10 protein-coding genes and 2 pseudogenes are annotated in these 13,404 nt (G+C 73.0%); 5 read left to right on the forward strand and 7 right to left on the reverse strand.

Going from position 1 to position 13,404, the window contains the following annotated elements; translation table 11 throughout:
• Positions 1–7 precede the first annotated feature (7 nt).
• Positions 8–1,021, forward strand: a complete 1,014-nt coding sequence (gene ilvC / locus MRQ36_RS19695) for a ketol-acid reductoisomerase (protein WP_242797520.1) — start codon at positions 8–10, stop codon at positions 1,019–1,021.
• A 265-nt stretch (positions 1,022–1,286) separates the two neighbouring features.
• Entirely contained in the window at positions 1,287–2,885 is a 1,599-nt protein-coding gene (serA, locus tag MRQ36_RS19700) for a phosphoglycerate dehydrogenase (RefSeq protein WP_242797521.1), read from the forward strand.
• Between the two features lie 87 nt (positions 2,886–2,972).
• On the opposite strand, the gene MRQ36_RS19705 is transcribed toward serA, so the two are convergent.
• Both MRQ36_RS19705 and MRQ36_RS19710 read right to left on the reverse strand, forming a co-directional pair.
• Positions 2,973–3,320, reverse strand: a complete 348-nt coding sequence (locus MRQ36_RS19705) for a hypothetical protein (RefSeq protein ID WP_242797522.1) — start codon at positions 3,318–3,320, stop codon at positions 2,973–2,975.
• Between the two features lie 351 nt (positions 3,321–3,671).
• The gene (locus MRQ36_RS19710; RefSeq protein ID WP_242797523.1) at positions 3,672–4,547 is read right to left on the reverse strand and encodes an FAD:protein FMN transferase; all 876 of its coding nucleotides are present in this window, start codon (positions 4,545–4,547) and stop codon (positions 3,672–3,674) included.
• Between the two features lie 222 nt (positions 4,548–4,769).
• On the opposite strand from MRQ36_RS19710, the pseudogene MRQ36_RS19715 reads away from it, so the two are divergent.
• A pseudogene (locus MRQ36_RS19715) lies at positions 4,770–5,800 on the forward strand (3-isopropylmalate dehydrogenase).
• A gap of 217 nt (positions 5,801–6,017) precedes the next feature.
• On the forward strand, positions 6,018–7,115 hold the full coding sequence (locus tag MRQ36_RS19720; protein ID WP_242797525.1) for a branched-chain amino acid aminotransferase: 1,098 nt from the start codon (positions 6,018–6,020) through the stop codon (positions 7,113–7,115).
• A gap of 502 nt (positions 7,116–7,617) precedes the next feature.
• Here MRQ36_RS19720 and MRQ36_RS19725 read toward each other — a convergent pair.
• The 4 genes from MRQ36_RS19725 to MRQ36_RS19740 form a co-directional block, all read right to left on the reverse strand.
• Positions 7,618–8,358 (reverse strand): tyrosine-protein phosphatase, encoded by a 741-nt coding sequence (locus tag MRQ36_RS19725; RefSeq protein WP_242797526.1) that lies wholly within the window; start codon positions 8,356–8,358, stop codon positions 7,618–7,620.
• Between the two features lie 77 nt (positions 8,359–8,435).
• Complete coding sequence (locus tag MRQ36_RS19730) at positions 8,436–8,900, reverse strand: PRC-barrel domain containing protein (RefSeq protein WP_242797527.1); 465 nt, start codon at positions 8,898–8,900, stop codon at positions 8,436–8,438.
• Between the two features lie 141 nt (positions 8,901–9,041).
• A complete protein-coding gene (locus MRQ36_RS19735; RefSeq protein WP_242797528.1) occupies positions 9,042–9,572 on the reverse strand; it encodes a carboxymuconolactone decarboxylase family protein in 531 nt (176 codons plus the stop codon).
• 1 nt (position 9,573) lies between these two features.
• Entirely contained in the window at positions 9,574–10,134 is a 561-nt protein-coding gene (locus MRQ36_RS19740) for a peroxiredoxin (RefSeq protein WP_242797529.1), read from the reverse strand.
• Positions 10,135–10,507: 373 nt separating this feature from the next.
• Here MRQ36_RS19740 and cimA point away from each other — a divergent pair, with 373 nt between their 5' ends.
• A complete protein-coding gene (gene cimA, locus MRQ36_RS19745; RefSeq protein WP_242797530.1) occupies positions 10,508–12,163 on the forward strand; it encodes a citramalate synthase in 1,656 nt (551 codons plus the stop codon).
• A 79-nt stretch (positions 12,164–12,242) separates the two neighbouring features.
• Here the strand turns inward: cimA and MRQ36_RS19750 are convergent.
• Positions 12,243–13,228: pseudogene (locus tag MRQ36_RS19750) on the reverse strand (endonuclease/exonuclease/phosphatase family protein).
• Positions 13,229–13,404 lie beyond the last annotated feature (176 nt).

Raw genomic sequence — 13,404 nt, forward strand, 5'->3', positions numbered from 1 at the left:
GAAGTCAATGAGCGTTGAGGTGTACTACGACGACGACGCCGACCTGGGCCTGATCCAGGGCCGCAAGGTCGCGGTGATCGGGTACGGCAGCCAGGGTCACGCCCACGCGCTGTCGCTGCGCGACTCCGGCGTCGACGTGGTGATCGGCCTGCCGACCGGGTCGAAGAGCCGGCCCAAGGCCGAGGAGCAGGGCCTGCGCGTGCTCTCGCCGGCCGAGGCGGCGGCCGAGGCCGACGTCATCATGATCCTGGCGCCGGACACCGCGCAGCGGACGCTCTACGCCGACGCGATCGCCCCGAACCTGGCCCCCGGCAAGGCGCTCTTCTTCGGCCACGGCTTCAACATCCGGTACGACCTGATCCAGCCGCCGGCCGACGTGGACGTGGCGATGGTCGCCCCGAAGGGCCCCGGCCACCTGGTCCGCCGCCAGTACGTCGACGGCAAGGGCGTGCCCTGCCTGGTCGCCGTCGAGCAGGACGCCACCGGCGGCGCGTTCGCCCTGGCCCTGTCGTACGCGAAGGCGATCGGCGGCACCCGGGCCGGCGCGATCAGGACCACCTTCACCGAGGAGACCGAGACCGACCTCTTCGGCGAGCAGGCGGTCCTCTGCGGTGGCGCGGCGGCCCTGGTGCAGACCGGGTTCGAGGTGCTCACCGAGGCCGGCTACGCCCCCGAGGTGGCCTACTTCGAGTGCCTGCACGAGCTGAAGCTCATCGTCGACCTGATGTACGAGGGCGGCATCGCCAAGATGCGCTACAGCATCTCCGACACCGCCGAGTACGGCGACCTGTCCCGCGGCCCCCGGGTCATCGACTCGCGGGTCAAGGAGGAGATGCGCAAGATCCTCGGCGAGATCCAGTCCGGCGAGTTCGCCCGCGAGTGGGTGGCCGAGGACGAGGCCGGCCGGCCGAACTTCGCCAAGTGGCGGGCCGAGGGCGCGGCGCACCCGATCGAGGAGACCGGGCAGAAGCTGCGCTCCATGATGAGCTGGGTCGACCGGCCGATCACCGAGACGGCCTGACGCTGCTCCGGCACGGTGACGCGTCCGACGCTCTCCCCGGCGTCGGACGCGTCACCGTCGTGCGTTCCATCCCTGTTCAACCCCGGGACATGTCGGGTTTGTGAGGGCGCTCACCCCCTCGTCCCGGACACGCCGGCCGGCCCACGACCTACGATCCCTGTTAGGTGCGTAGCCGGCACCTGACGGCCATGGCACGGCTCACCGCAGGGCGCAGCGCGGCGTCCACCGCCGCAGCCGACCGCTCTGACGACATCTACGAGGACCGATGACTCCTGTCGTACTGATCGCCGAAGAACTCGCTCCCGCCGCCATCGAGGTGCTCGCGCACGACTTCGACGTCCGCCACGTCGACGGCACGGACCGCCCGGCCCTGCTCTCCGCGCTCTCCGAGGCCGACGCGGTCATCGTGCGCAGCGCCACGCAGATCGACGCCGAGGCGATCGCCGCCGCGCCGCGGCTGAAGGTGGTCGCCCGGGCCGGTGTCGGCCTGGACAACGTCGAGGTGCCGGCCGCCACCGCGCGGGGCGTCATGGTCGTCAACGCCCCCACCTCCAACATCGTCTCCGCCGCCGAGCAGGCCGTCGCGCTGCTGCTCGCCGTCGCGCGGAACACCGCCGCCGCCAGCGCCGCGCTGAAGGCGGGGGAGTGGAAGCGGTCCAAGTACACCGGCGTCGAGCTCCAGGGCAAGACCGTCGGCGTGGTCGGGCTCGGCCGCATCGGCGTGCTCTTCGCGTCTCGCATCGCCGCGTTCGGCACCCGGCTGATCGCGTACGACCCGTACATCCAGCCGGCCCGCGCCGCGCAGCTCGGGGTCCGCCTGGTCGGGCTGGAGGAGCTGCTGCGGGAGGCCGACTTCATCTCCATCCACCTGCCGAAGACCCCGGAGACCGTGGGCCTGATCGGCGAGAAGGAACTGGCGATCGTCAAGCCGGGCGTGCGGATCGTCAACGCCGCCCGCGGTGGGCTGGTCGACGAGCAGGCGCTGGCCGACGCGATCGCCGAGGGCCGGGTCGCCGGCGCCGGCGTCGACGTGTACGCCAAGGAGCCGTGCACCTCCTCGCCGCTGTTCGCCTTCGACAACGTGGTGGCCACCCCGCACCTGGGCGCCTCCACCAACGAGGCGCAGGACAAGGCCGGTCTGGCCGTGGCGAAGAGCGTCAAGCTGGCGCTGCAGGGCGAGTTCGTGCCGGACGCGGTCAACGTGCAGGCCGGCGGCGTCGTCGCCGAGGACGTCCGCCCGCTGCTGCCGCTGGCCGAGAAGCTGGGCCGGGCCTTCACCGCGGTGGCCGGCGGGGTCGCCGCCAACGTCACCGTCGAGGTACGCGGCGAGATCGTCGACCACGACGTCTCGGTGCTCAAGCTCGCCGCCACCAAGGGGCTGTTCAGCTCGGTGGTCGAGGAGCAGGTCACCTACGTCAACGCGCCGCACCTGGCGGCCGAGCGGGGCGTCGAGGTGACTCTCTCCACCCAGGGCGAGACGGTCGACCACCCCAACCTGGTGACGGTCCGCGGCGCGCTGCCGGACGGTCGTACGGTCAGTGTCTCCGGCACGGTCACCCACACCGGCGCCCGGGACGTCATCAAGCTGACCGAGGTGGACGGCTTCGACGTGGAGATCGGCGCGGAGGGCATCCTGCTCTTCCTGCGCTACGTCGACCGGCCGGGTGTGGTCGGCACCGTCGGCACCCTGCTCGGCGAGGCCGGCATCAACATCGCCGCCATGCAGGTGGCCCGGCGGGAGGCCGGTGGCGAGACGCTGATGACCCTCACCGTCGACCAGGCGCTCGGCGCCGACCTGCTCACCTCGGCGGCCGACTCGATCGGTGCCGTGGCGGCCAGCGCCGCCGACCTGCGCGACGAGTAGTCCACCCAGGACACCCGAGGGGTCCGGCCGTACGGCCGGACCCCTCGTCGTGCCAAGTCCTCGTGGTGCGCGGTCGCGGGGCGGTCCTCAGGGGCCGACCCGGGCGGGGGGCGGATAGACCGAGCCGTCCTGGACGTCGAAGAGCATCAGGTCGTGCTCGCCGGCCAGCCGCTCGATGTCGAGCAGCACCTGGTCCTCGCAGGTCGGGAAGAGGTTCATCTCGACGTGGTCGCCGGCCGCGTGCAGCGGCGTCACCTCCCACGGGCCGCCGGGCCGGGCGGGATAGGACGCGGTGATCGCCCGGTAGAAGGCGACCACCCGTGGATCGGGGTGGCGATCGCTGTGCCACCCCTGGCGGCACCGTTGCACCGCTGCCCGCACCTCCGCGGGCGTGGCCCCGTCCGGCAGGGCCCACACGCTCAGATCGAAACTCACGGCGGACAGCGTGCCATCCCGAGTGCGCCCCGTCACCCCTGCCCCGCCGCAGGCCAGTGGCGAAAGCGCCGGAACCGCCGCCGCGAAGGTCCGCTGTGGAGACTCTTGCGTCGAGTTGCGTCGATTCGCTAGCGTACCGGTGCGGTCACTGGCTGAGGTGAGGCGTCGGCCCGTCTTCGGGTGACGAGGTGAGACGTCCTGCCGGGCCGGCCCGCACCCCTCGATTGCGCGAGCCACGCGCACTCGTCGCTGACCGGCCCCCACGGTCGTTGCCGAGACCGTGGGGGCCGATCGCGGTCCGCCCGGAGTCGACGGCCGTGATGCGAAACCGGCCGCCGGAAGGGCGTCGGCTCAGCGCCGCCGGTGGGCGAAGAGCGCGCGATAGTCCGAGCCGCTGCGGAACCAGGCGAGCCCGGCCGGGCCGGCGGCGTACAGCGCGGTGGCGTAGGCGTCGGCGACGGCCAGGTCCGGGCCGATGACGGTGGCGGCGACGAGCTGCTCGGCCGGCTCGCCGGTGTGCGGGTCCACCACGTGCCCCTGCCGCCCGGTCACCCCGGAGGTGCCCACCGCGCCGGCCGTCATCTCCAGCACCATCGGGGGGCGCCGCGCGTCGGTCGGGTGGTGCACCGCGACCCGCCACGGGCCGCCGTGCGCCGCGTGTCCGCGTACGGTGAGGTCGGCTCCGGTGAGCACGGCGTAGTCGTGGATGCCGGCGGCGCGCAACCGGGCCGCGGCCCGCTCCACCGCCCAGCCGCCGAGCAGACCGCCCGGGTCGAAGCCGCCGGGCACCGCCCAGGCGTCGAACCACCCGTCGGTGGCGGCCCGCATCGCCGCGCAGCGGTCCACCAGGTCGGCCAGGGGCGGGTACGACTCGGGGGCGATCTCGCCGCGCCGCAGCCGGGAGACGAGGCTGTCGGGGCGGGCCGGCCCGTAGGTGAGGTCGACGGCGCGCAGTTCGGCGACGGCGTCCCGCAGCGCCTCCCCGACGGCCCGCCGGCCGAACCACTCGGGCGCGTTGAGCAGCAGCGAGTATTCCGCCGTCGAGGTGCGGACGGTGTGCTGGGCGCTGATCCGGTCGCCGGCGGTGCCGCCGGCCCGGTCCAGCCGGTGGCTGCGGCTGCCGAGCCGCAGGTCGGGGCGGCGGCTGCGGAAGGCGGTCTGGTCGACCCACCGGGTCCGGGGCTGCTCGTCGGTCCACCGGGACCGGGGCTGCTCGTCGATCCGCATCACACCTGCTCCTTCGCTGACGGTGCCGCAGCGCCGCGGCGATGCCCGTCACGGGCCCCCGCGACCCGTTCACCGCAGAGCCTAGGCAGCGCAGATGACCGCACCATGAATGCCACCTGGGAGCCTCCTGAGCATCTTCGTTTCCCGAATGGTGGAAGACGCGTACCGGGAGGCGGGACGGCGACGTACCGTTGCGCTGACCGACGAGGTGAGGAGCGCCAGGTGGCACGGATCGCGGTGGTGGCCGGGGACGGCATCGGACCCGAGGTGGTCGCGCAGGCCCGCAAGGTCCTCGACGCCGTGCTCCCCGGGACCGAGGCCACGGAGTACGACCTCGGCGCGGCCCGCTACCACCGTACCGGCGAGGTGCTGCCCGACTCCGTCCTCGACGAGTTGGCCGGGCACGACGCCATCCTGCTCGGCGCGGTCGGCGACCCGACCGTACCGCCGGGCGTGCTGGAGCGAGGTCTGCTGCTCAAGCTCCGGTTCGTCTTCGACCAGTACGTCAACCTCCGCCCGTCCCGGCTCTGGCCCGGGGTGACCGGCCCGCTGGCCACCGTGAAGCCGGGCGAGGTCGACCTCGTGGTGGTCCGCGAGGGCACCGAGGGCCTCTACGCCGGCGCCGGCGGTGCGCTGCACCGGGACACCCCGGCCGAGGTCGCCACCGAGGAGAGCCTGAACACCCGGCACGGCGTCGAGCGGGTCATCCGGGACGCGTTCGCCCGGGCCCGGCGGCGCGAGCGGCGCAAGGTGACCCTGGTGCACAAGACCAACGTGCTCACCCACGCCGGGTCGCTGTGGGCCCGCGCCTTCGACGCGGTCGCCGCCGAGCACCCCGACGTGACGACGGAGTACCAGCACGTCGACGCCGCCGCGATGTTCCTGGTCACGCAACCCCAGCGGTACGACGTGGTGGTCACCGACAACCTCTTCGGCGACATCCTCACCGACATTGCCGCCGCGGTCACCGGTGGCATCGGCCTGGCCGCCAGCGGTTGCATCAACCCCGAGGGGCGCTACCCGTCGATGTTCGAGCCGGTGCACGGCTCCGCGCCGGACATCGCCGGCAAGGGCGTCGCCGACCCGGTCGCCGCGGTGCTCTCCGCCGCGCTCCTGCTCGACCAGCTCGGGCACGCCGACGCCGCCGCCCGGGTCACCGCCGCGGTCGCCACCGAGCTGGCCGCCCGCACCCCGGCGCGCCGCTGCGCACCGACGAGGTCGGCGACCGGCTCGCCGGGTACGCCGTAGCCTGACCGGGCCCTCCACCGGCCCGGACCGGGCCGCCAGACCCGCTCCGGGCGACCCCGTGCGGTCGTCCCGCGCCGGAGCGTGCGCGGGACCGGCCTCCCATTCGGAGTGCTCGATCCACCGGGGCGGAGCTATCCGCTGAACGACCGTTCGGGGTAAGTTTCTGGCACCAGATCCGGTGTGCGGCCCCGCACGCCGGCAACCCGCAGGGAGGTCAGCGCGATGAGCGGTGGTGACAAGCTCGATTTCGAGATCCGTCCGAATCCCGCGCCGGTATCCGCCGCCGACCGGGCCGCCCTGCTGGCCAACCCGGGCTTCGGTCGGGTCTTCACCGACCACATGGTGACCATCCGCTACGCCGAGGGCAAAGGCTGGTACGACGCCCGGGTCGAGGCGCGCGCGCCGATCCCGATGGACCCGGCCAGCGCGGTGCTGCACTACGCGCAGGAGATCTTCGAGGGACTGAAGGCGTACCGGACCGACGACGGGTCGGTCACCATGTTCCGGCCGGAGGCGAACGCCGCCCGGTTCATCGCCTCCGCCCAGCGACTGGCCATGCCGGAGCTGCCGGCGGAGACCTTCGTGGAGTCGCTGCGCCGGCTGGTCGAGATCGACCGGGACTGGATCCCCGAGGGTCCGGACGCCAGCCTCTACCTGCGCCCGTTCATGTTCGCCAGCGAGGTCTTCCTCGGCGTCCGGCCGGCCAACGAATACCTCTACTGCGTGATCGCCTCGCCGGCCGGGGCGTACTTCTCCGGCGGGGTCAAGCCGGTCACCGTCTGGGTCTCCCCGGACTACACGCGGGCCGCTCCCGGTGGCACCGGCGCGGCCAAGTGCGGCGGCAACTACGCCACCTCCCTGGCCCCTCAGGCCGAGGCGATCGAGGCGGGCTGCGACCAGGTGGTCTTCCTGGACGCGGTGGAGCGCCGCTTCGTCGACGAGCTGGGCGGCATGAACGTCTTCTTCGTCTATGACGACAACACCCTGGTCACCCCGCCGCTCACCGGCACCATCCTGCCCGGCATCACCCGCGACGCGCTCCTGTTGCTGGCCGCCGAGGCCGGATACCGGGTCGAGGAACGGCCGGTCAGCTTCGCCGACTGGCAGGCCGACGCGGCCAGCGGGCGGCTGCGCGAGGTCTTCGCCTGCGGCACCGCCGCGGTGATCACCCCGATCGGCTGCGTGCGCTTCCCCGACGGGGAGTTCCTCATCGGTGGCGGTGAGCCGGGCCGGTCGACCACCGCGCTGCGGCAGCAGTTGGTGGACATCCAGCGCGGCCGGGCCGCCGACCCGCACGGCTGGGTCCAGCGGGTGCTCTGACCCGTCCCGCCGTCGGCCCCGCGTCGCCCCCGGCTCGGCCGAACCCCGGTCCGGCCCCGCCTGGCCCAGCCCTTGGCCCGGCTGCCCTTGGCCCGGCCGGGACTGGTCCGGGACCTCAGTCCGGCCAGCCCTGGCCCCGCGAGCTCGGCCCGGCCGGCACGCTCCTGGCGCCAGTTGCTCCTGGCGGACGGCTTCGGCCGGCACCGTTTGAGGACGGTGCCGGCCGAGGTGCGGTCGGCGGTCGCTACAAGTTTGATGACGTAAACGAATCACCCGGTTCGCCGCCTGCCGGCATCCGCCTCGGCGGTCTCAGCGGCAACACCCTCGGCGGCGATTCATTTACGTCATCAAAGCTGTAGGGAGACGTTGACAGCATCCACCAGCCCGCGCCGCCGTGCGTGTGCGGGGCGAGGTGTCGCCACAAGCCGGCTGGCAGGCTCGCCCTCACGCGGGCCCGCGCCCGCACCGCATGGCCCAGTTCCCGGTCCCGGTCGGTGCCGGGTCAGTCGAGCAGGTGGTCGCGGAGGGCGGTGAGCTGTGCGTCGGTGACCCCGGCGTGGCGCAGGTAGTCCTCCACCGAGCCGTGGCCGGCGCGCAGTTCGGTGAGGAAGAGCGTCATCGCCTCGGCGGGGGAGGCGAGGAAGGGCGCCGGCGGCTCCTCGGCGTCCGGGAAGGTGGCGGCGACCCAGGCGCTGAACCGCGCCGACGCCTCGGTGCTGAGGGCGTAGTCGGCGGCGATGTCCTCGTCGGCGACGCCCAGCACGGCCAGGGTCAGCGCGCAGACGATGCCGGTGCGGTCCTTGCCGGCGACGCAGTGCACCACGACCGGGGCGTTGGCGCTGTCGGCGATCAGGCCGACCGCCTCGGCCAGCCCGGCGGTGCCGGTCTCGGCGAGGGCGGCGTACCGGTCGGCGAGATAGCGGGCGAGGTCCTGTCCGTCATCGTACGGGACCTGGGCCCAGTCGTGGTGCTCGGGGTGGATGTGCCGGTAGGTGAGCCCGTCGTACTCGGGCACCCGGCCGTCGCGTTCCACCTCGGACGGTCGGCGTAGGTCGATGACGGTGCGGACGCCGAGCGCGGCGAACGCTTCCCGGTCGGGCCCGTCGATCCGGTGCGGTGAGTCGGAGCGGTAGAGCCGTCCCCATCGGACGGATCGCCCGTCGTGGGCGGGATAGCCACCCACGTCGCGGAAGTTGAACAGGCTGTCGAAGGGGATCCGGCGGGTCACTTCGGTCGCGTCCACCCTGACACGGTAACGGCCGGTGCGGCGTCGCCGCACCGGCCGTCGTACCCCGGGTCGGCCGGACCGGGGTGGACTCGTCAGACCCGGGCCGGGCCGTCCGGCGGCAACGACGACCAGCGCTCGCCGTAGTAGCCGCCCAGCCGGTCCCGGTAGGCCGGGTCGGTGTGGCTCGTCTCGTCGTACTCCGGGGCGGCCTTGATCTGGTCCTTCTCCCGGTCGACGTGGACGGTGCGTGCGTCGTGGTCGACGTGGCTGACGGTGCCGGCCGGCAGCATGACCTTCTTGCCGAAGATCCACGGGCCGGTGTCCACCACCAGGTAGCTGTCGTCGACCTCGTGACTGGCGCTGTCGATCTTGCCGATGCCGCCGTCCGTGGCCTCGACCTTGTAGCCGGTGAGGTCCGCGCTGGCGACCCCGGCCTCGTCCCGGTAGCGCCACGGGTCGAAGGCGCCCGCCGGCGCGCCCCCGGCGACGGCACCGCGGCCGTCGTCGAGGATCGGGTCGGTGCTGCCGTGCGTGCTGTGCGGGTCCAGCCCGTCCATGGGTGACTCCTGTCCCGACCGTCGTAGTCGTCGCAGTGAAGACTGACAGCCAGAACTTCTACCCACGGTGTCGGCGTTCACGCCTGAGAACGCCGCGGGGCCGGCGCCGCGATCCGGCGCCGGCCCCCACAGTCGTACGGGTCAGGCGAGCGCGGCCTCGGCGTCGAGCGCCACGGCGGCGGCGTGCACGACGGCGGCGATCCGCAGCGCCTCGTGCACCTGCTCCCGGGTGAACCCGGTGCCGCGCAGGGTCTTCTCGTGCGACTCCAGGCACACCCCGCAGCCGGTGATCGCCGAGACGGCGAGGCTCCAGAGTTCGAAGTCGCCCTTGTCGACTCCCGGCCGGGCGATGATCTGCATCCGCAGCCGGGCCGGCATGCTGGCGTACTGCTCGTCGCCGATGAGGTGCTTGGCCCGGTAGTAGATGTTGTTCATCGCCATGATCGTGGCGGCGCCCTTGGCCGCCTCGACCGCCTCCGGGGTGAGGTGACCGGCCGCCTCGGCGGCGATCTCCCGCAGCACCACCGGGTTACGGGCCGCGACCGCGCAGGCCAGGGCGGTACCCCAGGCCTGCTCGGGCTTGAGCGTCGAGGTGGCGACGGTGGAGCCGAGGTTGAGCTTGATGTCCTTCGCGTATTCCGGCAGGGCGGCCTTGACCGCGTCCAGACCCATCTCAGGCACCGGCGCCGGCGAGCAGCGCGTTGGCGTCCAGGGTCTGGCCGCCCTTGTTCCAGTTGCACGGGCACAGCTCGTCGGTCTGCAGCGCGTCGAGCACCCGCAGCACCTCGGAGACGTTCCGGCCGACGGACCCGGCGGTCACCATGGCGAACTGGATCTCGTTGTCCGGGTCGACGATGAAGGTGGCCCGCTGGGCGACGCCGTCCTCGCCGAGCACGCCGCAGTCGGCGGTCAGCTCCCGCTTGATGTCGCTGAGCATCGGGAAGGGCAGGTCACGCAGGTCGGGGTGGTCCTTGCGCCAGGCGTAGTGGACGAACTCGTTGTCCACCGACACGCCCAGCACCTGGGCGTCCCGGTCGGCGAACTCGCCGTTGAGCCGGCCGAACTCGGCGATCTCCGTCGGGCAGATGAAGGTGAAGTCCTTCGGCCAGAAGAAGACCACCCGCCACTTGCCCTCGTAGGACTTGTGGTTGATCGTCTCGAACGCCTTGTCGGCGTCGAGCGACACGCAGGCGGTGAGTTCGTACTCGGGGAAGCGGTCACCGACAGTGAGCACAGGTCCTCCTTGACAGCGGCTCGTCAGCGGCGCGAGGCCGTTAACTGGATCGGTTCCAGATACTTCCGCAGCGCGGTTCTCGGCTGGTGGCGGCCGGTGGACTTGTGAAGTCGATCACCGACGGTGGGTGTCGCCGGGGCGGTCGGCCGGTGACCGGGCAACGACGACGCTGCGTCACCGTCCCGGCATGTGGATTCCGCCTCCCAAAACCGGGGGCGGGGTGGCAGAGTACCGATCGTGACCAGCACCGTCCTGATTATTGGCAGCTAGCGCGCCGGCCTTCCCTCTCGCCGAGCGCGCAGACCTCCCGCATCCCGCGGGGGGTCTTTTTGTTGCCCCCGCAGCTCCCCGCAGGTTCGAGAAGAGGATCCAGATGACCTTCCAGGTGTACGACACGACGCTGCGCGACGGTGCCCAGCGCGAGGGGCTCACCTACTCGGTGGTCGACAAGCTCGCCGTGGCGCGGCTGCTCGACGAGTTCGGCGTCGGCTTCATCGAGGGTGGCTGGCCGGGCGCGGTACCGAAGGACACCGAGTTCTTCCGCCGGGCGCGTACCGAACTCCAGCTGCGGCACGCGATCCTGGTCGCCTTCGGCGCCACCCGGAAGGCCGGCGTGGCCGTCGCCGCCGACCCGCAGGTGCGCGGGCTGCTCGACGCCCAGACCCCGGCCGTCGCCCTGGTCGCCAAGGCCGACCTCCGGCACGTCGAGCGGGCGCTGCGCACCACCGGCGCGGAGAACCTGGCGATGGTCCACGACACGGTGGCCCACCTGGTGGCCGAGGGCCGCCGGGTCTTCGTCGACGGCGAGCACTTCTTCGACGGCTACCGGCACGACCCGGCGTACACCGCCTCCGTGGTGGAGACCGCCCTCGCCGCCGGCGCGGAGCGGTTCGTGCTCTGCGACACCAACGGCGGCATGCTGCCCTCGCAGATCACCGCCGCCATCGCCGACGTCACCGCCCGGACCGGCGTGGCGCCGGAGCTGCTCGGCATGCACGCCCAGAACGACACCGCCTGCGCGGTGGCCAACACCATCGCCGCCGTCGAGGCCGGCGTCCGGCACGTCCAGGGCACCGCCAACGGGTACGGCGAGCGCCCCGGCAACGCCGACATCTTCGCCGTCGTCGCCAACCTCCAGCTCAAGCTCGGGTTGCCCGTCCTACCGGACGGTTGCCTGGCACAGATGGTGCGGGTCTCGCACGCCATCGCCGAGATCGCCAACATCGCCCCCGACACCCACCAGGCGTACGCCGGGGCGGCGGCCTTCGCCCACAAGGCGGGGCTGCACGCGAGCGCGATCAAGGTCGACCCGTTGCTCTACAACCACGTGGACCCGTCGGTAGTGGGCAACGACATGCGGATCCTGGTGACCGAGATGGCCGGCCGGGCCAGCATCGAGCTAAAGAGCCGCGAGCTGGGTCTGGACTTGGCCGGCCATCCGGAGGCGCTCGCCACGGTCACCAGGCGGGTCAAGGAGCTGGAGGCCGGTGGCTGGTCCTTCGAGGCGGCCGACGCCTCCTTCGAGCTGCTGGTCCGCGCCGAGCTGCCGGACCGCGCGGCGGCCCGACCGTTCGCCCTGGAGTCCTACCGGGTGATCGTCGAGCACCGGGAGGACGGCGCGGTGGTCTCCGAGGCCACCGTCAAGATCCGGGTACGCGGCGAGCGGGTGATCGCCACCGCCGAGGGGAACGGCCCGGTCAACGCCCTCGACGAGGCGCTGCGCACGGCGCTGACCCGGCACTACCCGGAGCTGCGCGACTTCGAGCTGGCCGACTACAAGGTCCGCATCCTGGAGGGCAGCCACGGCACCGGCGCGGTGACCCGGGTGCTGGTCGAGACGGCCGGCTCCGGCCGTGACTGGACCACCGTCGGCGTCCACCCCAACGTGGTCGAGGCGTCCTGGCACGCCCTCGTCGACGCCCTCACCTACGGCCTCGACCGCGCCCGGCGCCCCCTCCGCGCCGATCAAGGAGTTGTGGCGGGTGACGAAAGCTCCGATCCGGGCAGATCGGGCGCCATGACTCCATGATCGACGCTCGGGCGGCGGGGGCGGCGGCGGGGGCGGCGGGGGCGGCGGGGGCGGCGGGGGCGGCGGGGGCGGGGGGCGGTCAGGCGGGCGGGAGGCGCAGCTCGGCGAGGACGGCGCGGTGGTCGCTGCCGGGAAGGGGTGCACCTCGACCGAGTGGACGGCGATGCGGCGGTCGGCCAGCACGTGGTCGATGGTGACCGGCGGGATCGGGTCGCCGTCGTACGGGCCCCAGGTGCCGGTCAGCCCGGCGCCGGCCGCGTCGGCGGCGTCCACGTACCCGGTGCGGATCAGGTCACGCAGCGGGGCGTGGTCCAGGGTGGCGTTGAAGTCCCCGGCGAGCACGCTCAGCTGCCCGTCGGGGGTGGCGTGCGGCTGCGCCCGCAGGTCGGTCCACCACTCGTCGACGACCTCGACGGCGTACGGGGCGGCCGGGTGCGCCGACTCCACCCGCAGCGGCGGCGCGCCGGGCACGGCGAGGGTCCCGTACGCCTGGGTGAAGGCGAACCCCTGGTTGCGCCGTAGCCCCGGCGCGCTGATCGGGAAGCGGGCGTAGAGGCCGGAGCCGGTGGTGCCGACCTCCGGGTTGAGCTGCCGGTAGGGCAGCAGGCCGGCCAGCCCGAGCCGGTCCAGCTCGGCCGCGATCCCCGGGGTGAACTCCTGCACGGTGAGCACGTCCACCCGCCGGGCGCGGACCAGCTCGACGAGGGTGCCCGGATCGGCCTCGCCCTTCAGCAGGTTGGCGGTGAGCAGCCGCAGCACCGGCCCGGTGTCCGCCGGTTGGTCGGCGGCGAGGGCCCGGGGGAGCACCGCGCCGATCAGCACGAGCGCGGTGCCGGCCGCGACCGCCGCCGGCCAGCGGCGCCGCAGGGCGAGCGCCAGCAGCAGCGGCAGCAGCGTCCAGACCGCGACGTACGGGGTGAAGGCGACCGCCTGCACGAGCGGTCCCCGTTCCAGCCCCGCCAGCCGGACGACCGCCCACCCCACGCCGGGCGCGACGAGCAGCCAGCAGAGCCAGGTCCGCACCCGGGTGCGCCGCGCCGGAGCTGGTCGGTCGTCGTCCGTGATCACGGTCGCCACCGTAGCGGCTCCGCCTCGCCGCCGTTGCCTCCGGCGGCCCGCCCGGCCACCGTCCGTGAATTGTCACGCTTTCATGTTTCGCAATTTACCGCCGGGCCTGAAACAATCTGAAACGCCGTGCCACGGCATTGACCTCGCGCTTTGGCCGGTGCTACTTTCCACCT

The sequence above is a fragment of the Micromonospora sp. R77 genome (assembly GCF_022747945.1).
In the GTDB taxonomy this organism is placed as follows: domain Bacteria; phylum Actinomycetota; class Actinomycetes; order Mycobacteriales; family Micromonosporaceae; genus Micromonospora.